The organism is Pseudomonas tolaasii NCPPB 2192, assembly GCF_002813445.1.
In the GTDB taxonomy this organism is placed as follows: domain Bacteria; phylum Pseudomonadota; class Gammaproteobacteria; order Pseudomonadales; family Pseudomonadaceae; genus Aquipseudomonas; species Aquipseudomonas tolaasii.
Genome location: NZ_PHHD01000001.1, coordinates 2,436,756 through 2,461,448, shown reverse-complemented (window position 1 = coordinate 2,461,448; position 24,693 = coordinate 2,436,756). Strand labels below are relative to the sequence as shown.

Here is a 24,693-nt window from a genome sequence, read left to right as displayed (position 1 = left end):
TTAAAGTTGCGCAGCAATCACTACGCTACGCCGCTCATCGCTTAGTTGATCCATTCTCCGCTCGAAATCCTCAGAGAGAGATCTGATTTCTGGCTGCGATGCATTCAACAGCGCCTTGTGCGCCGTGCGCAAAAACTTCAGATTCCCGCCTGCCAACGCCTTGCGCAGCCACTCCAGCGCAACATCAATCTGGCCTTTATCCGCCAGCACCGCCGCATAACTGAACTGCCCCCGAAAATCCCCGCCCTCGGCCGAGCGGCGATACCACTCCACCGCCGCGTCCAGATCCCGTGGGCAAACCTGCCCGTCTTCCAGGTAACGCCCCACCAGGTTCATGGATTTGGCGTGCCCCTGCTCCGCCGCCCGGCGATAAAACGCCAGTGCTTGCGGCCGATCCTCGGCAACGCCACGTCCAGTGGCCAGCAGGTTGGCGTAGTTATACTGGCCCCAATCCAGGCCGGCTTCTGCGGCGAGGCGGTATTCGCGCGCCGCCGCCACCTCATCAACCGCACAACCCCAACCATGCTCCAGGCAACGCCCCGTCATGTTGCGCGCCATCAGATGCCCACCATTGGCGGCAATCTGAAACCAGCGCAATGCCAAAGCCTCATCACGGGAAATACCGCGCCCTTCCAGCAGGATCTGCCCGAGCAAGGCCTGGGCATCCACCACGCCCTCTTTGGCCGCCACCAGAATCGCCTGGGCGGCGCGCACCGGCGAGTCATCGAGCATGCTTTGCAGTTGCTCGACGTTGAGCACTTCTTCGCGGCGCAATAAAAAGCCCATCTCAGACCTCAACCCAGCGGCGCAGCAGGTTGTGGTACGTGCCGGCGAGCTGGATGAGAGCCGGGTGGTCCGGCACGTCGCGGGTCAATTGCTGGATGGCGCCGTCCATCTCGAACAGCAGCGTGCGCTGACTGTCTTCGCGCACCAGGCTTTGGGTCCAGAAGAACGAGGCATAACGTGCGCCACGGGTCACGGCGTTGACTTTGTGCAGGCTGGAGCCGGGGTACAGCACCATATCGCCCGCCGGCAGCTTGACCCGCTGCAGGCCGAAGGTGTCCTGGATCTCCAGCTCGCCGCCGTCGTATTCCTCTGGGTCGCTGAAGAACAGCGTCGACGATAAGTCGGTGCGCACCCGCTCGTGGCTGCCCCGGGCCTGGCGCACGGCGTTGTCGATATGGAAGTCAAAACTGCCGCCGGCGGTGTAGCAGTTGAGTAAGGGTGGGAAGACCTTGTGGGGTAACGCCGCTGACATAAACAGCGGGTTTTTCCACAAACGCTCCAGCATCGCCGCGCCGATTTCCTTGGCCAGCGGGTGGCCTTCGGGCAATTGCAGGTTGTGTTTGGCCTTGGCCGACTGGTGCCCGGCAGTGATTTTACCGTCGGCCCACTCGGTGTTTTCCAGGGCCTGGCGGATGCGCTGCACCTCCTCGCGAGAGAACAGGCCGGGAATGTGCAGCAGCATGGGGCAATACCTGAAATCAGAGGGATGCCAATGGTATTGATTCTTATCCGCCCTGTAAAACACGGCGGACGAATGAGTTCGTAAAAACCGTAAGGCAAAAGTGTAAAGAATGTAAATTCCTGACAAATAGCAATGTATCTCAATTGATAGAAACTCTTGTTGTCCCTATATTCCGCCGCCTCACCTCCCTGGGGAAAGGACAACTCATGTCGCGCACACCACAAAAAACATCGACCAGTTCACCACGCATGCTGGCCTCGGCCATCGGCGTTGCCCTCAGCGCCAGCTCTGCCGCCCAGTTGGCGCAGGCGGCCGAAAGCACTGAACAAAAAGGCGAGCGCAACAGCATCTCTCTGGGCGCCACCAGCATCACCGGCCAGGAACAGGACAACACCTCTTACCAGGTGGAAAAAGCCTCTTCGCAAAAGTACACCGCGCCGCTGGTGGATACGCCGCGCTCGGTCACGGTCGTGCCGCAACAAGTACTGAAAGACACCGCCGCCACCTCGCTGCAAGACGCCCTGCGCACCGTGCCGGGCATCACCTTCGGCGCCGGTGAAGGCGGCAACCCCCAGGGCGATCGCCCGTTCATCCGGGGTTTTGACGCCCAGGGCGACACCTACCTCGACGGCGTGCGCGACACCGGCGGCCAGAGCCGTGAGATCTTCGACATCGAATCGATTGAAGTCAGCAAAGGCCCGAACTCGTCCTTTGGCGGCCGGGGCTCGGCCGGCGGCAGCATCAACCTGGTGAGCAAAACACCACAAGCCCGTGACTTCACCAACGGCGGCTTCACCTACGGTTCCGACCAGACCCGCCGCTACGTGCTCGACGTGAACCGCCAGTTCCTCGACACCGCCGCCTTCCGCCTGAACCTGATGAGCCACGAACAGAACGTGGCCGGCCGTGACGTGATCGACTATGACCGCTGGGGCGTCGCGCCGTCGCTGACCTTCGGCCTGGGCACGCCGACCCGCGTCAACCTCAGCTACTACCACATGGAAAGCAACGACCTGCCGGACTCCGGCATTCCTTACGGTTACAGCTCGCCGACCGCCACCGCCCACGGCCACGACAAACCCACCGACGGCGGCGACAGCAACAACTTCTACGGTTTGAAAGACCGCGACTTCCGCAAGACCCGCGCCGACATCAGCACGTTCTCCATCGAGCACGACCTGAACGACAACATGACCCTGAAAAACACCCTGCGCCATGGCAGCACCGGTCAGGATTATGTGCTCACCCAGCCGGACGACAGCCAGCGCAACGTCAGCCGTTTCGGCACCGTGTGGCGCCGCGCCAACACCCGCGTGTCGACCACCGACACCACCACCAACCAGACCGACCTGTTCGGCAGCTTCCAGTTGGCGGGCATGAAGCACACCTACTCCACCGGCCTGGAATTCACCGGCGAAGAAACCCGCGTGAGTGGCTACACCGTCAGCCCGAACGCCAACCCGACCTGCACCGTGGCCAAAGGCAGCCTGGGCGGCCAGTGCACCTCGCTGAGCAACCCGACGCCGGACGACGCCTGGACCGGCAGCGTCGCCCGTAACTACCTGGGCACCAATACCAAGGCCACCAGCCGCGCCGCCTACGTGTTCGACACCATCGAACTGGACCCGAAATGGCTGCTGAACGTCGGCTTGCGCTACGACACCTTCGACACCGAAGCCAACACCAACGCCGCCGCCGGCCGTACCAAGATCAAGGACGACAGCCAGTTCTTCAACTGGCAGGCGGGCCTGGTCTGGAAGCCGCTGGAAAACGGCAGCATCTACACCTCGTACGCTACCTCGGCGCAACCAGCCGGTGGTTTGGTCGGTGAAGGCCAAGACACCAACGGTTTTGTCACCGGCATCAACACCAGCGACCTGAAGCCTGAAGAAACCGTCAACTACGAACTGGGCACCAAGTGGGACCTGTTCCACAACCGCCTCTCCCTGACCGGCGCGATCTTCCGCACCGAGAAAAAGAACACGCGCATTCTGGTGGACTCCAACACCTATGAAACCGCCGGCGAATCGCGCGTCGACGGCCTGGAGCTGTCGGCCAGCGGCAAGATCACCGATCAATGGCAAGTGTTCGCCGGCTACAGCTACCTGAAAAGCGAGCTGGTTGACCCGGGCAAAAACGGCAACCGCCAGGGCGTCGTGACCGCCGGTTCCAACAAAGGCAACCAGATGCCCAACACGCCGAAGAACACTTTCAGTCTGTGGACCACTTACGACATCACGCCAAAACTGACCGTCGGCGGCGGCGCGTTCTACGTCGACGAGGTTTACGGCGATGCGGCCAACACCGTCTATGTACCCGCGTACACCCGCTACGACGCCATGGCCAGCTACAAACTGACCAAGAACGTCGACCTGCAACTGAACGTGCAGAACCTGACCGACAAGACCTACTACGACAAAGCCTACGCGGCGCATTTCGCCAACCAGGCGGCCGGTCGTACGGCCCTGTTGACCACCAGTTTCCACTTCTAAACACGGTCAAGGTTCGGCCAGAAGCCCCACGCATCGGATGCGTGGGGCTTTTGCGTGTAAAACAGAATATTTCTCGATAACCCACGGCATAATGCGCGCCGTGACTTACATATCCAGCTGAGCGAGGCAGTCCGACGTGTTGAAGAAAACCCTGTTCCAGTTGCACTGGTTCTTCGGCATTACCGCCGGGCTGGTGCTGGCGTTGATGGGGATCACCGGGGCCACGGTCTCGTTTCAGGATGAAATTCTGCGGGCGCTCAACCCCACGGTATTGAGCGTCGAAAAACGTGAAGCCGGCGTGTTGCCGCCTGCCGAACTGGTACGCAAGCTCGAAGCCACCGAAGGCAAGACGGTCGCCATGCTCTGGGTGGACATCGACAGCGGCAACGCCGCGCGCGTGTTCTTCACCGCCCCGCCCGGCGAGCGCCGTGGCCAGATGCGTTACTTCGACCCCTACACCGGCAACTACATGGGCGACGCCGTCGGCCAGGACGTGTTCGGCTTTATCCTGCAGTTCCACCGCTTTCTGGTCATGGGCGACACCGGGCGCAACATCACCGGCGCCTGCACGCTGATCCTGGTGTTTTTCTGCCTGAGCGGCCTGTACCTGCGCTGGCCGCGCCAAGTCGCGAGCTGGCGCGCGTGGCTGACGCTGGACTGGCGCAAAAAAGGCCGCAGCTTCAATTGGGACCTGCACTCGGTGTTCGGCACCTGGTGCCTTTTGTTCTACCTTTTTTCAGCGCTGACCGGCCTGTATTGGTCCTATGACTGGTACAGCCAGGGCCTGAACAAACTGATGTCCGACGCGCCGCAAAACGAGCGCGCGCGCAAACGGGGCCCCGCCCCCGAAGGCCCGGCACCCGTGGCCAACTACGATGCCATCTGGAGCAGTATCTACAGCAACGCTGGTCCCGAGCTGACGGCCTATAACATCCGCATGCCGGCCGTCGCCGGGCAGCCGGCCACGGTGTATTACCTGCTCAAGTCATCACCCCACGACCGCGCGCAGAACCAGATCAACCTCGACCCGGCCACCGGTGAGGTCAAATTCCAGGACCGCTACGCCAGCAAGAGTTTGCCGTCGCAATTGCTCACCAGCATTTACGCGCTGCACACCGGCAGTTATTTCGGCTTGCCGGGGCGGATCATCCTCACCCTCAGCTCGCTGATGATGCCGCTGTTCTTCATCACCGGCTGGCTGCTGTACCTCGACCGCCGCCGCAAAAAGCGCCAGGTGCGCGATGCCCGCAAAGGCCTCGGCGCCAACGCGAGCAATGCCCCTGCGTGGCTGATCGGCTTCGCCAGCCAAAGTGGTTTCGCTGAACAATTGGCGTGGCAAACGGCCGGGCAACTACAGGCCGCCGGTTTGCCGGTGAACGTCCAGCCGTTGGGCAGCGTCAGCCAGAGTGACTTGAGCCAGTCGGAAAATGCGCTGTTTGTCGTCAGTACGTTCGGCGACGGCGAAGCCCCCGACAGCGCCCGTGGCTTCGAACGCAGCGTGCTGGGCCAGGACCTGTCCCTCAAGGGCCTGAATTATTCGGTGCTGGCACTCGGTGACCGCCAATACGAACACTTCTGTGGCTTTGCCCGGCGCCTGCATTTCTGGCTGACCCACCAGGGCGGCAATGCGCTGTTCGCCCCGGTGGAAGTCGACAGCGGCGACACCTTGGCCTTGCAAACCTGGCAGCAGCAACTGGGCCAGCTCACCGGCCACACCCCCGCCGCCGTCTGGCAGCCCGCGCAGTACGAAAACTGGACCCTAAGCCATCGCACCCTGCTCAACCGCGACAGCGTCGGCGCCGACGTCTATTTGCTGGGCCTCACACCGCCCTCACCGCAAACCTGGCTGGCCGGTGACCTGGTGGAAATCCTGCCGCGCAATTGCCCGTGGGCCATCGAGCACTTCCTGGCGGGTCTCGGCCTTGCCGGCAGCGACGGCGTGCTGATCGACGGCCTGGCGCAAACCCTCAACCAGGCACTGGCGACCCGCCAACTGCCGGACAACCGCACCCACTTGGTGGGCTTGCATGCCCAGGCGCTGGTCAACGCGCTGGTGCCGCTGGGCATGCGCGAATACTCCATCGCCTCGATTGCCAGCGACGGCGTGCTGGAGCTGATCGTGCGCCAGGAACGCCACCCGGACGGCAGCCTGGGCCTGGGCTCGGGCTGGCTGACCGAACACGCCGCGCTCGGTTCCGGCATCAGCCTGCGCCTGCGCCGCAACAGCGGGTTCCACCTGCCGGAAGCGCCCGTACCGTTGATTCTGCTCGGCAACGGCACTGGCCTCGCCGGGTTGCGCAGCCTGCTCAAGGCGCGCATTGCCGACGGTCAGCAGCGCAACTGGCTGCTGTTCGGCGAACGCAATATCCAGCATGACTACCTGTGCCAGGACGAACTGCAAGGCTGGCTCGCCAGCGGTGACCTGGCCCTGCTGGACCTGGCGTTTTCCCGCGACCAGGAAGAGAAAATCTACGTGCAGGACCGCCTGCGCGAATCGGCGGATGTGCTGCGCAAATGGCTGGCGGACGGCGCGGCGATCTACGTGTGCGGCAGCTTGCAGGGCATGGCGACGGGGGTGGATCAGGCGCTGCACGACATCCTCGGCAGCGAGGCCGTGGAGCGCTTGATCGAGCAGGGCCGTTACCGTCGGGATGTGTACTAAGCCCTCATAAACGCCGAGGGACAAATGTGGGAGCTGGCTTGCCTGCGATACAGACACCTCAGCGTGTCAGTCACACCGCAGTGATGCAATCGCAGGCATGCCAGCTCCCACAGTTTTGACTGCATTCCGCGTCAGACCGGCTGCAGCTTTTGCTCGAACACCGACACGCCATCCAAATCGCGCAACACCACGGTCAACTCCGCCGTCTGCCCGTCAATCTGCACCTCGCCGAAAAACTGGAAGCCGGCCAACGGCGAGCTGTTCTGCACCGCTGGTGCCTTCTGGAACACCACCTCGGGCCCGAAGGTTTTATCCAATTGATTCGGCCCGAAACTCCCGGCGTTCAACGGCCCGGCCACAAACTCCCAGAACGGCTCGAAATCCTGAAACGCCGCACGGTCGGGGTGATAGTGATGCGCGGCGCAGTAATGCACGTCCGCCGTCAGCCACACATGGTTGCGCACCTTGTGGGCGCGCAGAAACCCCAGCAGTTCAGCTATTTCCAGCTCACGGCCTTGCGCCGGGCCGGGGTCGCCGTTGGCGATGGCCTCCCAACGCGGCACACCGGGGCTGACCTCACCGTCGGGCACGCCGAGGCCGATAGGCATGTCGGCGGCGACCACTTTCCACTGGGCCTGTGAGGCCTTGAGTTCGCGCTTGAGCCAGTCCAGTTGCTCACGGCCCATGAACGGTTTTTCGCCGCCCAGGTTGTCGTCGTTGGGGCCGCGATAGCTGCGCATGTCCAGCACGAACACATCCAGCAACGGGCCGTAACTGAGCTTGCGATAAATGCGCCCGCCACCGTCGGCCGCCTGCCGGCGCATCGGCGAATATTCCAGCCAGGCCTGGCGTGCACGGCCAACCAAAGTGTTGATGTCCTTGGTCTGGTAACGCTCATCGAGCTGTTTGCTCGGCGACCAGTTATTCACCACTTCGTGGTCGTCCCACTGCCAGATCTGCGGCACCTCGGCATTGAAGCGGCGCACGTTGTCATCCAGCAGGTTGTAACGGTAGTTGCCGCGGTATTCATCGAGGGTTTCGGCGACCTTGCTCTTGGCCTCGGTGGTGATGTTGCGCCAGATGCGCCCGTCTTCAACCGTGAGCTGCGCGGGCACCGGGCCATCGGCGTAAATGGTGTCGCCGCTGTGGATAAAAAAGTCCGGCAGGCGCAGGCGCATGGCCTCGTAGATGCGCATGCCGCCGATGTCCGGGTTGATGCCGAAACCCTGGCCGACCGTGTCGCCACTCCACACAAAACGGATGTCGCGCCGCTGCTGCGGCACGCTGCGCAAGTGGCCGAACCACGGCTCGCTGGCGACGCCGGTCTGGGCGTCTTCGAAATGCACGCGGTAGAAAATCGCCTGGTCGGCGGGCAGCCCGGTGAGTTCGACGCGGGCGGTAAAATCGGTGCGGTTGTCGGCCAGCGGCGAGATGAATTTACGCGGGTTGCTGAATACGCTGCGAGTGTCCCACTCCACCACCATCCGCGCCGGGCGGTCGCTGCGGCTCCAGATCATCGCGCGATCGCCCAGCAAGTCGCCGGACTGCACGCCATCGGTGAGTTACGGGCGGTCCTTCACCGAAGCAATCACCGCCGGGGCCAGGCCCGGCAGCAACAGGCCGGCGCCGACCGCTTGCATCACGCGGCGCCGGCCAAGGTCGAAGTGGCTCATGCAGGTTCCCTCTTGAGCATCAAAAGGGAAACTAAAACATGGGCGGATGAAGCCCGTGTGACACCGGCCTGAAGGACATAGGAGATCAAATGTGCGAGCTGGCTTGCCTGCGATGGCGATGTTGAAACCACAACCGCTATCGCAGGCAAGCCAGCTCCCACATTTTCAGGCCGTGACTGCCAGCTCCACCGCTTCCGGTCGTTTGAGCAGTGCATACACCAGCCCGGTCACCAGGCTGCCGGCCACAATCGCAAGCAAATACAGCAGCGCATGGTTCATTGCATTCGGGATGATCAGCACAAACAACCCACCGTGCGGCGCGGCGAGCTTGCAGCCGAAGTACATCGACAATGCGCCGGTCAACGCGCCTCCGGCGATGCTGGCCGGAATCACCCGCAGCGGGTCTTTGGCGGCAAACGGGATAGCGCCTTCAGAGATAAAGCACAGGCCGAGAATCATCGCGGCCTTGCCCGCCTCGCGTTCGGTCTGGGCAAACTTGCGCCGGGCCAGGAACGTGGCGATGCCCATGCCGATCGGCGGCACCATTCCCGCCGCCATGGTCGCTGCCATCGGCGCACCGCTGGAAGCGGCCAGCAAGCCGACGGAAAACGCATACGCCGCCTTGTTGATCGGCCCGCCCAAATCCACACACATCATGCCGCCCAGCAAAATCCCCAGCAGCACCGCATTGGTGGTGCCCATGGTGCTGAGAAAGTCCGTCAGCCCGGTGAGCAGCCGCGCAACCGGCGGGCCGACCAGATAAATCATCGCCAGGCCCGTGAACAAACTCGCCAGCAACGGGATGATCAGGATCGGCTTCAGCGCTTCCAGGCTCTGCGGCAATTTCACCGTGCGGGTGATCAGCTTGACGCAGTAGCCGGCAAGAAAGCCCGCGAAAATGCCGCCGATAAACCCTGCGCCCAGCGTGCCCGCCAGCAACCCGCCGATCATGCCGGGCGCAATGCCGGGCCGGTCGGCAATCGAGTAGGCGATGTAGCCCGCAAGCAACGGCACCATCAGCATGAAGGCCTGGTCGCCGACGGTTTTGAGCGCCGCCGCCAGCGTGCCTTTTTCCTCAAAGGCATGAATCCCGAACACGAATGACAAGGCGATCAGCAAACCGCCCGCCACCACCATTGGCAACATGAACGAGACGCCGGTGAGCAGGTGTTTGTACACGCCGGTTTTTTCCGGCTTCTTCACGGCCGCGCTGCCGGCTGCACTTTCCACAGCGCCTTCAGCCAGCGCCTTGTTGAGGGTCGCCTCGGATTGCTTGAGGGCGATACCGGTGCCGCAACGGTAGACCTTCTTGCCGGCAAAGCGCTCGGTGGCGACTTCGATGTCGGCCGCCAGCAACACCACATCCGCATCGGCAATCGCCTGAGCGCTCAATGGCGTGCGCGCGCCCACCGACCCCTGGGTCTCGACCTGCAAGTCGTAGCCCAAACGCTTGGCGGTTTGCTGCAAGGCTTCGGCGGCCATGAAGGTGTGTGCCACGCCCGTCGGGCAGGCGGTAATAGCAACGATGCGCGGCGGTTTTTTCGGCGTTTGCTGCGTGGCGACGTACACCTGCGCCTCTTCGGCGCCCCGGCGCAACACCGCCTCAACATCCGCCAGCGCCTGGGCCGGTGTGCTCTGGAACACGCGCTTGCCGACAAACCGCTGCATGTCCACCGGCGCGCTGCTGACCAGCAACACCCATTCGGCGGCATCGAGGGTGGCCTGGGACAACTGGCGCTCCGGGCGCTGCACGTCCACCACTTCAACGCTGGTGCTCCAGCCCTGGCGCTGCGCGGCGGCGTCCAGCAAGCGGGCGCACAGCACACTGGTGACCATGCCGTTCGGGCAGGCGGTAACAATGGCTAACTTCATCACAAACCCTCTTATTGTTCTGTCAACGCACGCACATGGACGCCGCTTTCGAGACGCGCCAGTTGCGCGTCATCGCTGATGCCGAAACCGATCTGCGTCACCGCCATCGCCGCAATCGCCGTGGCGCGGCGCAAGGTCTGCTCGGGCGCATCGCCCGCGAGCAAGCCGTGAAGCATTCCGGCCAGGAGTGAATCGCCCGCGCCCACGGTGCTGGCAACCGTGACCTTTGGCGGCGTTGCCTGCAGCACACCACCCGGGCTGTACCAGGTCACGCCCGCCGCACCATCGGAGACCACCACATGCTCCACGCCCTGCTGGTGCAGGCGGCGGATGGCGTCTTTGGAGTTGCCCAGTGTCTCGGCGAGTTCTTCGGTGTTGGGTTTGACCAGCCACGGGCCGGCTTGCAGACCGGCGCGCAAGGCGTCGCCGCTGGTGTCCAGGGCGACTTTCAAGCCCAGGCCTTTGATTTTTTCCACCAAGCCCTGAAACCACTGAGGGCTGACACCCCGCGGCAGGCTGCCTGCCACCACCACCGCATCGAATTCAGGGCCGACGATGGCGATGAGTTTGAGCATTTCCTCTTGCGCCTCTTCATCGACCAGCGGCCCCGGCGCATTGATATCGGTGACTCGGCCATCCCTCTCGGCAATCTTGATATTGCTGCGCGTCTCGCCCGGTACGCGAATGAAGGCATTGCCAAACTTGCGACGGGCGATCAACGCTTCGAACGCCTGGGGGTTCTCATCACCGAGAAAACCGCCGACGCTCACCAGGTGCCCCAGATCCGCCAACACCTGCGCCACATTCACGCCTTTGCCGGCGGCGTGGGTCAGCAGGGTTTCGCTGCGGTTGACTTCACCCGGCTCCAGGCGGTCCAGGCGTACGGTCAGGTCCAACGCCGGGTTCAGCGTCAGGCATAAAATCCTTGCCATTTACACGGCCTCCACAAGAGCACGCACTTCGGCGGGCGAACCCACCGCCAGTGCTTTTTGCGCAAGGCTTTGGGCCTCGCTGAAACTGAATTCCCGCACCCGCGCCTTCACTTCCGGAATGCTGCGGGCCGACACGCTCAACTCATCCACGCCCAGGCCAATCAACACCGGCACCGCCAGCGGGTCGGCTGCCAACTCGCCGCACACGCCCACCCATTTGCCATGGGCATGGGCGGCGCGCACGGTGATGTCGATCAGTTGCAATACCGCCGGGTGCAGGCCGTCGGCCTGGGCCGACAAGGTTGGGTGGCCACGGTCGATGGCCAGGGTGTACTGGGTCAGGTCGTTGGTGCCGACGCTGAAAAAATCCACTTCCCTGGCCAGCACCGGCGCGAGCAAGGCCGCCGAGGGCACCTCGATCATGATGCCCAGTTGCAGGTCGGCCACCGGGATTTCCAGGCGCAGGCGCTCGGTCATGTCGCGGGCGGCGCGCCACTCATCCACACTGCCGACCATGGGAAACATGATGCGCAGCGGGCGGTTGTCGGCCGAGCGCAGCAATGCACGCAATTGCGCCTCCATGATCTGCGGGCGCTGCAAGGTCAAGCGAATGCCACGCACGCCGAGGAAGGGGTTTTCTTCCTCGGCAATCGGCCAATAGGGCAGCGGTTTGTCGCCGCCGACGTCCAGGGTGCGCACCACCAGCGGGCGGCCTTCAAGACCGTCGAGTACGCGGCGGTATTCGGCTTCCTGGGTGGCTTCGTCCGGTGCTTGCGGGTGGGCCATGAAAATCAGTTCGGTGCGCAGCAGGCCAATGCCTTCGGCGCCCTGCTCCACCGCACCGGCCACGCCGCCGCTTTCGCCGATATTGGCGAACACTTCCACCGCATGCCCGTCACGGGTGAGAGCCGGTTGATGGCGCTGGGCCGAGGCCACTTGCAAGCGTTGCTCGCGGGTATCGCGTTCGACAGTAGCGCGTTGCAGGGTGGCCGCGTCGGGTGAGACATGCAGCCGACCACGCTGGCCATCAAGCAGCAACGGCGTGCCGGATGTCAGCAGCAAAACGGAGGCACCGGCGCCCACCAGCGCCGGAATGCCAAGGGCGCGGGCGACGATGGCACTGTGAGCCGTGGCGCCACCACGGGCGGTGAGGATGCCGGCCACACGGGCCGGATCCAGACGCGCGACGTCGGAAGGGCCCACTTCGTCCATCACCAGAATGTAGGGCTCGCCCGGTTCCTGAGCGGTTTCGACGCCGCACAGTTGCGCCAACACCCGGCGGCCAATATCACGCAAGTCGGCGGCGCGCTCGGCGAGCAAGGCGTCCTGCAATGACTCCTGCTGTTTGGCCGCGGCTTCGATCACGCTCATCCACGCCGCTTCGGCGCTTTCGCCTTGCTTGAGGCGGGTGTCGACTTCGTCGGTGAGTTCCGGGTCGTCGAGCATTTCCTGGTGGGTGATGAAAATCTCGCGGATGGCTTTGGACGTGCTGCGCTCGATCAGGCCCTGAATATCACCGCGCACATCAGTGAGCGCGGCGTGCAGGCGCTGGCGTTCAATTGCGGCAGACTCGCCGCGCAGCGGGTAATCGAACACCTGTTGAATCTGGATATGCGCCGGGCCGATGGCAATACCGGGCGCGGCCGCGATGGCGTGAATTTGACTCCCAGTCAGCGGCGCGCTGACGACCGGCTCGATATCGGGCGTTGCGGGTTGGGCGCTGGCGGTCGGCAACGGCTCGACTTCTTCGCCCAGCCCTTCCTCCACAGCCGCCAGCAACGCGGGCAGCGCGTCGCCCGCAATCGTCGGCTCGGCGACAAATTCCAGCACCTGGCCCCGCCGCGCACCGAGGCTCAGCAGCTTGCTCAGGCTTTTCACCGACACTGCGCCCACCGCGCCATCCACGATGCGTACGCGGAGATCGCCCGCAAAACTTTTCGCTAACTGCGCGAGGATCTTCGCCGGGCGCGCGTGCAGGCCGTGAGCATTGGCCAAGGCAATGCGGGCGCTCGGCCAATCCGGCGGCAGCTCGCCGCCGAGCACTTCCAGCACTTCGCGGCTGCTGGTGGCTCGGCCCAATTCCTGGCCACGGCCCTCGATCAACAACGCGCACAGGCGTTCGAGCAGGGTTTGATGGGCTTCGCCGAGGCTGGCCAGGCAAAACAGGCCGTGGAGCGGCTGGCCGAGGTAACGCATGGGTTTGTCCGGCGTGACAAAGGCAAGGCCGGGGCGCTTGACCGTCTGTTCGCTGTGCAGCCACCACAGGCCGTCGCCCAGGGGTAGCGCATCAACCTGTTGCAACACGGCCGCGAAACCATTGCTCACACAATCGGCCTGGCGCAGCAGACGTGCGCCGCGCCACACCAGCTCTTCAAAATCATCGGCCGACACGCCGAGGCTGATCATTTGTGCGTCCAGCGCCAGTTCCTGCGGCGCGCCTTGCAGCAGTTTCAGCAAGGCTTCAGCGGAACCGGCGCGGCGCAATGCCTGGCCCAAATCGGTTTCACCGAGGGCGCGGGTCAGCAGTTGCAACAGGCGCAGGTGTTCGTCGGATTTGGCAGCAATGCCGATCGCCAGGTAGACGATCTGGCCATCGCCCCAGTCCACCCCTTCGGGAAACTGCAGCAGGCGCACGCCGGTGGAAAAAACCTGGTCACGGGTTTCGGGCGTGCCGTGGGGAATGGCGATGCCTTGGCCGAGAAAGGTCGAGCCTTGGGCTTCACGGGCTTGCAAGCCGCTGAGGTAGCCCTCGGCGACCAGGCCATCGGCCACCAGTTTGTCTGCGAGCAGGTGCAAGGCGGCAGATTTATCCACAGCCACCTGGCTCATGGAAATCTGCTCTACAGTGAGCTCAAGCATGCCGTTCTCCTAGTTAGTGCGATGGGCGCACTAGGTATTGTTTTGAATAAATCAGCGCAGGGGTGTTCAAAAATTACTGACCGAGTGGTCAATTGGCAGTAGCTACTCAGTCGCGAACGTCGTAAAAATACGATAGCTGAAACGTTTAATCTAGAATTTATGGCAGGTTACGCGTTAATTGCGCAAGCTTGAAGGACCACTCGGCGCTTGAGTTCAGACATTGGTCGTGTGCAGTAATCGGTTACGATTGGACAAAATGTCGGGGCAAGCTCTAAAAAACAAGGAAATCCCGGTTTGAAACTCAGTGATATCGCACGTCTGGCCGGTGTGTCCGTGACCACCGCCAGTTATGTCATCAACGGCAAAGCCGAACAGCAACGCATCAGCAACGCGACCGTCGAACGGGTACGTGCGGTGGTCGAGGCCCATGGATTTACGCCCAACCCTCAGGCAGCCGGGCTGCGCAGTCGGCATACGCGTACCCTGGGCTTTATCCTGCCGGACCTGGAGAACCCCAGTTACGCACGTATCGCCAAGCTGCTCGAACAAGGTGCCCGGGCACGCGGCTATCAGTTGCTGATCGCCAGTTCAGACGACGAGGCCGACAGCGAACGCCAGTTGCTGCAACTGTTCCGGGCGCGGCGCTGCGATGCGCTGTTCGTCGCCAGTTGCCTGCCGGCCAGCGATGACAGCTACCGCGAGCTGCAAGCCAAGGGCCTGCCGGTGATTGCCATCGACCGGGTGATGGAAGCGGATCAGTTCTGCTCGGTGGTCAGCGACGACCGCCAGGCTTGCCAGCAACTGACCGGCAGCCTGTTGCAGCCGCTGCCCAAGCAAATCGCACTGATTGGCGCCCACCCGGAGCTGAGCATCAGCCAGGAACGCGCCGGCGGTTTTCGCGAAGCGTTGCAGGGCTTCACCGGTGAGGTGATCGTCGAACACGCCGAGGCCTTCAGCCGTGACTGCGGCCGACAGTTGATGGAGCAATTACTGCAACGCCTGGGGCATTTGCCTGACGCGCTGGTGACCACGTCCTACGTGCTGCTGCAAGGTGTGTTCGATGCGCTGCACGACTTCCCGCTCAAGTCCCGGCCACTGCGCCTGGGCACCTTCGGTGATACCCAGTTGCTGGACTTCCTGCCGCTGCCGGTCAACGCCATGGCCCAGCAGCACCCGTTGATCGCCGACACCGCGTTGCGCCTGGCCCTGGCCGCCATTGAAGAAGAACACTACCAGCCCGGCGTGCATGCGATTGCGCGTACGTTCAAGCAGCGTATTCACGAGGCTTGAGCATGGAGCTGATCGACACCCACACCCACCTGGACTTCCCGGATTTCGATGACGATCGCCGGGAGGTTCTCGCCCGCAGCCGCCAACTCGGGGTGTCGCGCATGGTGGTGCTGGGGGTTTATCAGCAGAATTGGCAGCGCGTGTGGGACCTGGTGCAACAGGACGAGGGATTGTTCGCCGCCTTTGGCCTGCATCCGGTGTACCTCGAGGAGCATCAACCCGCCGACCTGACCGAGCTGGGCGATTGGCTGGCACGTCTGCGCGGTCATCGGCAACTGTGCGCCGTCGGCGAGATCGGGCTGGATTACTTCCTCGAACAGCTGGACCGCGAACGCCAGCAAGCGCTGTTTGAAGCGCAATTGAAACTGGCGGTGGACTTCCAGCTTCCGGCGCTTGTGCACGTGCGTCGCAGCCACGCCGCGGTGATCGCCACGCTCAAGCGCATTCGCCTGCCACGGGGTGGCATCATTCACGCCTTCGCCGGCAGCCTCGAAGAGGCCCGCGAATACATCAAGCTTGGCTTCAAGCTCGGCCTGGGCGGCGCGCCCACCTGGCCCCAGGCGCTGCGCATGCACAAGGTGCTCGCCCAACTGCCCCTTGAGGCCGTGGTGCTGGAAACCGACTCACCGGACATGGCCCCCGCCATGTACCCCGGCCAGCGCAACAGCCCGCAACACTTGCCGGACATCTGCACGGCACTGGCCGGACGCATGGGTATCAGCCCTTCATTGTTGGCCGAGGCGAGCACACGCAATGCGTGTGAGGTGTTCCAGTGGTAGCCGCTTGACCGCTTGCAGGTTCACGGTCAGGCGCCGCTTGTGGCGGACATAACGCAGCACCAGAAAATGCACCCACAGCATCAGCAGCGACACATTGAGCTGCCCGATCACAGTCAACAACCCCACCCACTCCGCGACCAGCGCGACGATCAGCACTGCACAGGTAAAAACCGCCATGCCCGGCGGCGCCATGCTCCAGTGATCCAGCGCCTTGAACTGGCGCTGTTGCCGGGGGCACGCCAACTGCAAGGTGTGCTGACAATACGGGCACTCGAAAGGCTCGTGAATCGCGATGGCGTTCAATTGCCAGGGTTTGAGTTCGAAGGTGATATCGCAGTGGGCGCAATGCCCTTTGATGCCGATTGCAGCGGCCATCGTTATGCCTCACTTGGACGGTGACGATTTGAAACAAAGTCTCGCCCATCCTCGTCGCCAAAAGAGGCACACAGAAAAATCAGGATAAACACCACATTCGGCTCGGACACGTCCTACACCCGAAACGCGCCGATCAATTGTTTTAACTCAATGACTTGCATCGACAACTGCCGGCTGGCCGCTTCGGTCTGGTTTGCACCCTGGGCCGCGTGCTCGCCCGCGCGATTGATTTCGACAATGTTCTGGTCGATATCGTGGGCCACCGCCGTTTGCTGCTCTACCGCCGCCGCAATTTGCTGGTTCTGGTCGACGATCATGCCCACAGCACCCAGGATATTTTCCAGGGCCTGCTGAACCTTTTCCGACTGCCCAACGGTGCCATTCGCCATGGCATGGCTGGTGCCCATGGCCTTCACCGCCGCCTCCACACCACCGTGCAAACGACTGATCATCTGCTCGATCTCTTCGGTGGAGTGCTGGGTGCGCCGCGCCAGGGTGCGCACCTCGTCGGCCACCACCGCGAAACCACGCCCCTGTTCACCCGCGCGAGCCGCTTCAATCGCCGCGTTGAGCGCCAGCAGGTTGGTTTGTTCGGCAATGCTTTTGATCACTTCCAGCACAGTGCTGATGGACTGGCTGTCGGTGGCCAATTGATTGATGACCCGCACCGATTCATCAATCTCCGACGCCAGGCGCGCAATACTGCCTTGCTGCGATTGCACCAGGCCACGGCCGCTGAGGGTTTCGTCGTTGACGCTGTGGGCACTGCTGACCGCCGCCGCCGCGCTGCGCGCCACTTCCTGTGCCGTGGATGACATTTGATTCATGGCCGTCGCTACTTGCTCGATCTGGCTGCGCTGGCCGGAAACCGCCTGATTGCTGTGAGCCGATACCGTTTCGACTTGCCCGGCTTGCAGCTCAACCTGAGTGACGGTATGCCCGACGCGCTCAATCAAGTCATGGATCTTCGCCACCGTGCCATTGAACACCTGGCCCAGCTCGCCCAGTTCATCACGGCTGTGGGCCACGAAGGTGACCGTCATGTCGCCGGCCGCCACCTTGTCCATCATGGCGGCGAGGCGGCGCAAGGTCGTGCGGGTTGAGGCGTAGAAACCGGCATACAAATAGAAGATCAGTAAGAACACCGCACTCAGGGCGCAAATCAGCATCACCATGTGCGTGCGGTTCTGCGCCAAACGCTGTTCCAACTGCTGGCCGAGAAACGTCAGGGTCGCTTCATTGAGTTGGTAGGTCTGGCCCATCAACTGGCTGACGTCGTCGTAAAACGCCGGCCACGGCGCGTCGAGGGTTTCGGCCATCACCACCTGCTCTTCAAATATTTCGGCGCCGCGTTTCAGGCTGGCGGCGCTGGCCTGGGCCAAACTGTCGAGCGCGCCGTGGGCGGCCTTGCTGGCGCCGAGTGCATCCTGCAACTTCAGCGCGTATTCAGCCTGAAGTTTTTCCAATTGCAGCTGCAGCTCTTCAAAACGCGTGCTCGACGAGGAATTCAGAAACCCTTGGCCCAACGAATACGCGCCCATGGCCCGCCCTTCCCCCAGGGTCTGGGTGACCTGCGGCGTGACGCCGGTAATCAGTTCGCTGAGTTGGCGCAAATCGCTTTGGGAATCACGGCTCAAGCCGGACTGGCTGGCGATGACCTGGCTGAGCATCTGGGCCTTGTTGAGCAGTTTGCCGATCAACGCGCTTTTGCTCAGCAGCGAGGTTTCCTGCTGCTGGGCCTTGAAGGCGGCGATCAGTTCGTCGCGCTTGGCCTCGAAGGCGGCGATTTGCTCGGGGTCAGTCGCCATCGCGTTGAGACCTTGCAGCCGGTTCAGCACACTGTGTTCCAGGGCGACGATTTTGCTTTCGAGGTCGCCCGCTTTGCCGGCCTGGCCGAGGGTGGCGTTGATCTGCACCTGGTTGTTGAGGGTTTCCAGGTCGCGGCGCAGGGCCAGGCTGTTGCCGAGCAAGTCGAGGCTTTGCAGTTCGATGCGCGTGCCCTGGAATTCACGCCAGGAATCGCGTACCAAAAAGTAGTTGGTCGCCAGCATCGGCAGCAGGAACAGCACGCTGATCAGGCTGAATTTCATGCCGAAACTCAGGCGGTTCATCAGCGCGACGGCGGGATAGAGCAAGCTCTTCACGGGTGAACTCCCTTTCTATTATTGTTATTGAGGCGCAGGGCTACGGCAGAAGGCCACTATTTGGCCCACTGACTGTATAGCTCAATTCGAAAGGGAGTTTTGTAACGTAAGGTTAACGAGCTGTGGGAGCTGGCTTGGTGTGGCGAGGGAGCTTGCTCCCGCTCGGCTGCGAAGCAGTCGCCTGCTGTCAGGGGCGCTTCGCACCCCAGCGCAAGCATGCTTGCTCGCCACAACAAGCCAACGCCCACATCGAGTTATGGCAACACGGTCCAGATGGCAAACCCGGCATACCAGAGCACCGCCGCGCGCAGCAGCAGTTCCCACAGACGATCCAGGCTATTGATGCCGTCCGCGCCCACCGCCGGCGGTGGAATTTCCGCCGCCACCAGGCCGACTTTCTCCACCAACTGCGCCGCGCTGATGTCCCAGCTCAACAACTCGTGGAGCATCACGCGGCTGACCGCCACAAAGTTACCCACAAGGGCGAAGCTCGCCGCCAGCAGGCGAGCCGGCAGCCAATCAAAGGCATGACGCAGTTGCCCGGCACGCTCGGCCACCAGCGGGTTCTGGCTGTGCTCACTGGCCAGCGCCAACAGGCGATAGGCCAGCGCCGCTACCGGGCCGAGCAGGAAGTACCAGAAAATCACCGCGAAAAAGCTTTGATAGGCCTGCCACAACAGATGCCCCTGAACACGCTCAAGCAGTTGCTCGCCACTGTCGGCGGCAATCTTCAGGTCGCGCTCGGCCACATGTTCGGCGGCTTGCAGGTCGCCGCGCCGCCATGCATCGCGGAACGGGCCCAGACCTGCCAGCAAGTCGCCGCGCCCCAGGCTGTAAATCACCACCAGCAGATGCACCGGCAGCGCCAACAGGCCGTAGGCCACAGGCTCCAATACCAGCAACAACAGCCCCAGCAACGCCACCGGCAACAGCACCAGTAATGCCAGAATCAGCCAGGGCCGTTTGCCCATGCGCGGGCTGGATTCGAGCTTGGCCAGTTCACGCAACCATCCGCCGTCACGCTGCAATCGCTGGCGCAGGGCCGAGAACTTCTCGATCCACACTGCCAGCACCAACACCAGAAAACTCATTGTGCGTGTCCTCCATCCTGCAGGGCGCTGCGAAAGCGCGCCCAGTCAAAAGCCGGGCCGGGATCGGTCTTGCGCCCCGGAGCGATATCACTGTGACCACAAATACGCTGCGGGGTGATGTCCGGGTAGGCCGCCAGCAGTTGCCTCGTCAGGTCGATCAGCGACGCATATTGGGCATCGGTAAACGGCAGTTCGTCCGTTCCTTCCAGCTCGATACCCAGGGAAAAATCATTGCAGACCTCGCGCCCCTCAAAAAGGGAAACCCCGGCATGCCAGGCGCGGTCGCGGCACGATACAAATTGTGTGACCTTGCCATCGCGCTCAATCAGAAAATGCGCGGACACGCGCAGGGCGGCGATCCCTTCAAAGTAGGGATGTTCCGTGACATCCAGGCGATTCTGGAAAAACGCCTGCACCTTGCCCGTGGCGAACTGCGCCGGCGGCAGGCTGATGTTATGCACCACCAGCAGTGAGATTTCGCCTGCGGGGCGCTCGTTGAAGTTGGGTGAGGGGCAATGTGCAACGCCCTGGCACCAACCGCTGACGGGGTCCAGCTGCATACTGGCTCCTTGAATGTGACGAGGTGTGACCAGTATGCCGCGTTCAGCCCTGCGGTTGCGATCACTTGCCGCGATTGAGTTGACGCAGGTTGCCAATCACAGCGGCCAGGGCGCGGTCGAACAGAAGGCCATCATCCAGGGCACGCAACGCGCCCTGCTTGAACGCCATGGCCAGTTGGCCCGCACTGCGGTCCAGCGCCTTGAGCCCGGTGCGGCTGACGAACACATAGGTATTGGCCGGCGCCATGATCGCCGTGAGCTTGCAGCGCAACGTGGTGGTTTCGTCCAGCCGCAGCTCGAACCAGCCGCCAATGCGCATCTGGTAGGCCTTCAACAGGTCCGGGTCATCGGCGGGCAAGCGCTCGGCTGGATCGGCAGAACCACTGTTGAGCACGAAGGGCTCGCGCACTTCGACCCGCGTTTCGAGACTGTCCGCGTCGGATGAACGCGCATGCATGGCCTGCAAGCGCACGAAAAACTCGCGGGTGCTGAAAGGGTCGAACGCGGCGCTGGTCAAACCGTCGCGCAAGGACTTGAGCAGCCCCGGCAGTTGCTCCAGCAGATGCTGGCCCGCGTCGGCATCCTTTTGCAGGCTCACGCTCCAGATCAACTCATCCAGGGTGCGCAACGCCGACTGCCATTGCACCGACTGTTCGCCGTGCTTGAGGCTGGCCAGCAACAGCACCTGGCTCCAGGCTTGCTGGAGAAACTGCACCACGGTCTGCGGCAAGACTTTGCCCAGTAACCGCCGGTTGAGCACGTCGGCGACACGCTGACGGGCAGCCTCGGTGCGCACGCGCCCTTCTTCAGCCTCATAGGTGTGCTGTTCAAGCAATTGGCTGCGACGGCGCTCATCGGCCGCAAACGCGCCGAATTGCGCGAGCAGGCGCGCAAAAACCGCCTGATCTTCAACAAATTCATTGAGCAACTGCTGCACCACTTGCTCGATGCGCAGGTACAGGCTGTCGCGCTGATAGTCCTCGCGCGGGCTCCAGCCAATCACAGCGGCGGCAATCTCATTGAGCAGGCGCCGCGCCGGATGAGCGGGCCGGCTGAAAAAACTCTTGTCCAGCACCGCCACTTTCAACAACGGAATTTGCAAGCGAGCGATCAGCGCCTTGAAGGCGTCCGGCACGCTGTAGTCATCAAGGATGAACTCGAACAGCAAGGCGAGCAGATTGATGACGTCTTCATCGGCGTCCTCTACCACCCGGGATTTGCCACTCTTGACGCTGACCCGGGTCAGCAGTTGCTCCAGCTGGCTGCGCAGGTCGAAATCGTCTTCGGCCTCAGGCTCCGGCACATATTGCTGCAGGTGAGAGAGCAGTCGCAGCAAGTCGCGGCTGGCAATGGGGAGGGGTTCGGCGCTGGCTTCCAGGGTGGGGGCGACACTGCCACGCACGACCGCCAGCAGTTTCTGCAACGCGGCGAAGGCTTCCTGGCCATTCTCGTCGGGCGGTGGCTCAGCGCTCGGCAGTCCGTTTTCGCGCTGTTGCTCACGCGCCGCCCGCCCGCCTGGGCGCCGCGACGGCACGGCTTTGAGCTCGGGCAACACCCCGGTGGCGATCAGCAGTTGGTTGGCTTCACCGAACAGTTGGTCGGCATCGCTCAGCACGTATTTTTCAAAGAGCTTGAGCATGATCAGCTTGACGCGGATTTCCACCCCCAGGCTGCGCCCCGCGCGCAAAAAGAACTCGCACAGCAGCGCCGGGCCCAGCGGGTTATCGCGCTCATCCAGCGGTTTGCCGAGCAATGCCCCCAAACGCGCGGTGAGTTGCCCCAATGCCAGGCCGTCACGGTGCCGAACCCGGCCGAGCATGGCCTCCAGCGCCACGGCTTTTTCCAGGTCATCGCTGGAAGTGCCGGGCGTCGCCTCATAGGACACCACCGGCAACAGGTGCAATTCGCCCCGCGCAGTCTGGCCCAGGCCTGCAAACGCAGCGAACAGTTGCTCCATGAACACCCGCTCGAAATTCTTGCGCTTCAAACGCAGGTCGCGCATGGCCTCAAAGAAAATGTGGTGGTCGACATTGCTGCGGGCCTTGTCGGCCATTTCGAACAGGGTGTCGTCAGCGTTATCGAACAGTTCCTGCAAACCTTGTTGCAGCTGCTGCGCGGCTTTGTCACGCACCTGCAGCAACACCACCGGCAGGCGCGCGAGCGGCGATGGCGTGGTCTGTGCCTTGTTGATAGGCACCACCTTTCCGTCAATGTGCATCCTGGCCTCCTGAAACGGCGGTGTGGGTTCGGTGAAAAGTCGGCTGCGGGCCCAACGGGCACTGCGAAAAACCGGTTGCCACCAGGACGTCAAAGCTATGACGCCAATTGCAAGGCGCGAGATTATCTTGCAAATGAGGGCCGTTGCGCCAGCAAACTCTGATATTGCGTCGCAATTGGGCGGCGAGTATGGGTTCAAGGCCCTACTGCCCCTATAATCGGGCCACTTTGTTTGTGGAGCCTGTTATGCCGAATCTCCGTCTTGCCGACCTCACCGCCGAAATCGAAGCCAACGTGCGCCGTGCACTGCTGGAAGACATCGGCAGCGGCGACATCACCGCACAGCTGATCCCCGCCGAACGGCTGGCCAAGGCCACAATCATCACTCGCGATGCCGCCGTGATCGCCGGAACGGCCTGGGTGGACGCGGTTTTTCGCCAACTCGACCCTCGGGTCGCGGTGCATTGGCAGGTGGCCGACGGTGAACGCGTCAGCCCCAACCAGGTGCTGTTTCACCTTGAAGGCCCGGCCCGCTCGCTGCTCAGCGGGGAACGTTGCGCGCTGAATTTTCTGCAAATGCTGTCAGGCGTGGCCACCCGTGCTCACTACCTGGCGGACTTTGTCGCCAGCACCCAGGTCAAGCTGCTGGACACCCGCAAAACCCTGCCGGGCCTGCGCCTGGCGCAAAAATATGCCGTGACCTGCGGCGGCTGCCACAACCACCGCATCGGTTTGTATGACGCGTTTCTGATCAAGGAAAACCATATCGCCGCGTGCGGCGGAATCGCCCAGGCAATTACGGCCGCCCACAAGATCGCCCCGGGCAAGCCGGTGGAAATCGAAGTGGAAAGCCTGGAAGAACTGCGCGAAGCGCTGGCGGCTGGCGCCGATATCATCATGCTCGACGAATTGAGCCTGGAGGACATGCGCGAAGCTGTGCGCCTGAATGCGGGCAAGGCCAAGCTGGAAGCCAGCGGCGGGATCAATGAAACCACGTTGCTGCCGATTGCAGAGACGGGCGTGGATTACATCTCCATCGGCGCGATGACCAAGGATGTGAAGGCAGTGGACCTGTCGATGCGCCTGAGTATCTAAAACGAAGAAAGGGCCGGTTTCCCGGCCCTTTCAAGGGTGTTTCAGACCACCAGGTTATTCATCTCGCAGTATTCGTTCCACTCCACGCCCAGCACTTCAGCCGCCTCCTTGTGCAAGACCAGCCGTGCGGCCTCGAACTCTTCCGGCGTCGAAGTGTACTTGAGGGTCAGCTCCCAGGGCTGATAGCCCTGGCTCTCGGCCTCATCCTCAAATGCCCACTGGATCTGGTCGCGCTGGTCATCCGCGCTCAGGTCCTTGATCTCTTCTTTAAGCTGCGGCGACTCCTTGAGGTATTGCTCAAGGGCTTCTTCGTGCCGCGCTTCCTGGGTCTTTTCAGTCGTGGTCATGTTGTTCTCTTTAGATCTGGGAATGGGGATGCATCTGGGTCATCAAGGTTGCGCAGATACAAAAGAGTGGGCACGAATGCCGCCTCGTCTGGCCTTCAGAACCATTCTGGGATCATCTGAAAACGTTGCAGTGGAACAGGTCTTTGAAACGTTGTTGCCCATTTGCCCGAGACAGGAATCGAACCTGCGACCTTCGCGTTACGAGTGCGCTGCTCTACCGGCTGAGCTACACGGGCGGTGGGCTAAAGCTAGCACCGCATTGGGCATGCGGCAACTGACTCGCCTACCGCCCGGCGGCGATTATGCGCCGTCGGCGCCGCAGCCCTTGGCGGCGTATTGCGCGTCGACCGTGGTGGCGCACTTCCAGCCCGTGGTGGCGCTGCGTGTCAGCGTGATGGCTTTGCCCAGCACGGGCGCGGGTGCATCGAGGATTTCACAGCTGATGGACCCGGCGCCGGTGGCGACATCCCCGGTCACGTCAATCCTGCAGTTGGCGGTAGGGCTGGTGCCGCCGATCAAGGCCAATGTAGGCACGGTGCCCTGGTTGATCGTGTCTTCGTAGCCGGCCTTGAGCGCCGAGATTTCAGCCAGCCCCGCGGTGAACTTGGCCTTGGCCTGGTGTTTGGTGTACATGGGCAACCCAATAGTGGCCAAAATACCGATGATCGCCACGACGATCAGCAACTCGATCAAAGTAAAACCTTTCTGACGCATCACATTCACTCTCCAGATATGGAACCCGATTCAGGGCGCTTCCTGCGCCCCGCACTGTGCAGCGGCGCCAGTGTACTCATGCGTGAGCGGTCAATCGCGCCCAGGACGCACAATCTGACATTT

17 protein-coding genes, 1 tRNA gene and 1 pseudogene are annotated in these 24,693 nt (G+C 62.5%); 5 read left to right on the top strand and 14 right to left on the bottom strand.

All coding sequences use genetic code 11. The features are described from left to right. Both ATI14_RS11375 and ATI14_RS11370 read right to left on the bottom strand, forming a co-directional pair. The gene (locus ATI14_RS11375; RefSeq protein WP_016971601.1) at window positions 1-786 is read right to left on the bottom strand and encodes a tetratricopeptide repeat protein; all 786 of its coding nucleotides are present in this window, start codon (window positions 784-786) and stop codon (window positions 1-3) included. Window position 787: 1 nt separating this feature from the next. Then, window positions 788-1,468 carry a Fe2+-dependent dioxygenase gene (locus tag ATI14_RS11370; protein ID WP_016971602.1) on the bottom strand — a complete coding sequence of 227 codons (681 nt, stop codon included), beginning with the start codon at window positions 1,466-1,468 and terminating at the stop codon, window positions 788-790. A 206-nt stretch (window positions 1,469-1,674) separates the two neighbouring features. Between ATI14_RS11370 and ATI14_RS11365 the strand changes: the two genes are divergently transcribed. Together ATI14_RS11365 and ATI14_RS11360 are read left to right on the top strand one after the other, a co-directional pair. Beyond that, window positions 1,675-3,960 (top strand): TonB-dependent receptor, encoded by a 2,286-nt coding sequence (locus tag ATI14_RS11365; RefSeq protein WP_016971603.1) that lies wholly within the window; start codon window positions 1,675-1,677, stop codon window positions 3,958-3,960. 136 nt (window positions 3,961-4,096) lie between these two features. Continuing rightward, window positions 4,097-6,622, top strand: a complete 2,526-nt coding sequence (locus tag ATI14_RS11360; RefSeq protein WP_080520059.1) for a PepSY domain-containing protein — start codon at window positions 4,097-4,099, stop codon at window positions 6,620-6,622. A 131-nt stretch (window positions 6,623-6,753) separates the two neighbouring features. Here ATI14_RS11360 and ATI14_RS11355 read toward each other — a convergent pair. The 4 genes and pseudogenes from ATI14_RS11355 to ptsP all read right to left on the bottom strand — a co-directional run bounded on the left by ATI14_RS11355 (window position 6,754) and on the right by ptsP (window position 13,958). Further along, window positions 6,754-8,295 (bottom strand): annotated as a pseudogene (locus ATI14_RS11355) (alkaline phosphatase D family protein). Window positions 8,296-8,460: 165 nt separating this feature from the next. Next, window positions 8,461-10,167 carry a PTS fructose-like transporter subunit IIB gene (locus ATI14_RS11350; protein ID WP_016971605.1) on the bottom strand — a complete coding sequence of 569 codons (1,707 nt, stop codon included), beginning with the start codon at window positions 10,165-10,167 and terminating at the stop codon, window positions 8,461-8,463. Window positions 10,168-10,178: 11 nt separating this feature from the next. Next, window positions 10,179-11,099: a 1-phosphofructokinase gene (gene pfkB, locus ATI14_RS11345; RefSeq protein ID WP_016971606.1), complete on the bottom strand. Its 921-nt coding sequence runs from the start codon at window positions 11,097-11,099 to the stop codon at window positions 10,179-10,181. Beyond that, window positions 11,100-13,958, bottom strand: a complete 2,859-nt coding sequence (gene ptsP / locus ATI14_RS11340; protein WP_080520060.1) for a phosphoenolpyruvate--protein phosphotransferase — start codon at window positions 13,956-13,958, stop codon at window positions 11,100-11,102. Between the two features lie 294 nt (window positions 13,959-14,252). Between ptsP and cra the strand changes: the two genes are divergently transcribed. Both cra and ATI14_RS11330 read left to right on the top strand, forming a co-directional pair. Next, window positions 14,253-15,248 (top strand): catabolite repressor/activator, encoded by a 996-nt coding sequence (gene cra / locus ATI14_RS11335; protein ID WP_016971608.1) that lies wholly within the window; start codon window positions 14,253-14,255, stop codon window positions 15,246-15,248. A gap of 2 nt (window positions 15,249-15,250) precedes the next feature. Next, a complete protein-coding gene (locus ATI14_RS11330; protein ID WP_016971609.1) occupies window positions 15,251-16,027 on the top strand; it encodes a TatD family hydrolase in 777 nt (258 codons plus the stop codon). On the opposite strand, the gene ATI14_RS11325 is transcribed toward ATI14_RS11330, so the two are convergent. From ATI14_RS11325 to ATI14_RS11305, 5 genes are all read right to left on the bottom strand, one after another. After that, window positions 15,974-16,402, bottom strand: coding sequence for a hypothetical protein (locus tag ATI14_RS11325; RefSeq protein ID WP_016971610.1), 429 nt, complete (start codon window positions 16,400-16,402; stop codon window positions 15,974-15,976). The genes ATI14_RS11330 and ATI14_RS11325 overlap by 54 nt on opposite strands. Before the next feature lie 113 nt (window positions 16,403-16,515). Continuing rightward, window positions 16,516-17,220: a methyl-accepting chemotaxis protein gene (locus ATI14_RS31990; protein WP_371132215.1), complete on the bottom strand. Its 705-nt coding sequence runs from the start codon at window positions 17,218-17,220 to the stop codon at window positions 16,516-16,518. 1,580 nt (window positions 17,221-18,800) lie between these two features. Next, entirely contained in the window at window positions 18,801-19,637 is an 837-nt protein-coding gene (ampE, locus tag ATI14_RS11315) for a regulatory signaling modulator protein AmpE (protein ID WP_016971612.1), read from the bottom strand. Beyond that, window positions 19,634-20,197: a 1,6-anhydro-N-acetylmuramyl-L-alanine amidase AmpD gene (gene ampD, locus ATI14_RS11310; RefSeq protein ID WP_016971613.1), complete on the bottom strand. Its 564-nt coding sequence runs from the start codon at window positions 20,195-20,197 to the stop codon at window positions 19,634-19,636. The genes ampE and ampD overlap by 4 nt, the downstream gene beginning before the upstream one ends. Before the next feature lie 61 nt (window positions 20,198-20,258). Further along, window positions 20,259-22,415 (bottom strand): DUF1631 domain-containing protein, encoded by a 2,157-nt coding sequence (locus ATI14_RS11305; protein WP_016971614.1) that lies wholly within the window; start codon window positions 22,413-22,415, stop codon window positions 20,259-20,261. A 245-nt stretch (window positions 22,416-22,660) separates the two neighbouring features. Here ATI14_RS11305 and nadC point away from each other — a divergent pair, with 245 nt between their 5' ends. Then, complete coding sequence (gene nadC, locus ATI14_RS11300) at window positions 22,661-23,509, top strand: carboxylating nicotinate-nucleotide diphosphorylase (RefSeq protein WP_016971616.1); 849 nt, start codon at window positions 22,661-22,663, stop codon at window positions 23,507-23,509. 41 nt (window positions 23,510-23,550) lie between these two features. On the opposite strand, the gene ATI14_RS11295 is transcribed toward nadC, so the two are convergent. From ATI14_RS11295 to ATI14_RS11285, 3 genes are all read right to left on the bottom strand, one after another. Beyond that, window positions 23,551-23,856 (bottom strand): DUF6388 family protein, encoded by a 306-nt coding sequence (locus ATI14_RS11295; protein WP_016971617.1) that lies wholly within the window; start codon window positions 23,854-23,856, stop codon window positions 23,551-23,553. A gap of 163 nt (window positions 23,857-24,019) precedes the next feature. Further along, window positions 24,020-24,092 (bottom strand) — tRNA-Thr (locus ATI14_RS11290). A gap of 64 nt (window positions 24,093-24,156) precedes the next feature. After that, window positions 24,157-24,570, bottom strand: coding sequence for a pilin (locus ATI14_RS11285; RefSeq protein WP_031319830.1), 414 nt, complete (start codon window positions 24,568-24,570; stop codon window positions 24,157-24,159). Between the last annotated feature and the right edge of the window lie 123 nt (window positions 24,571-24,693).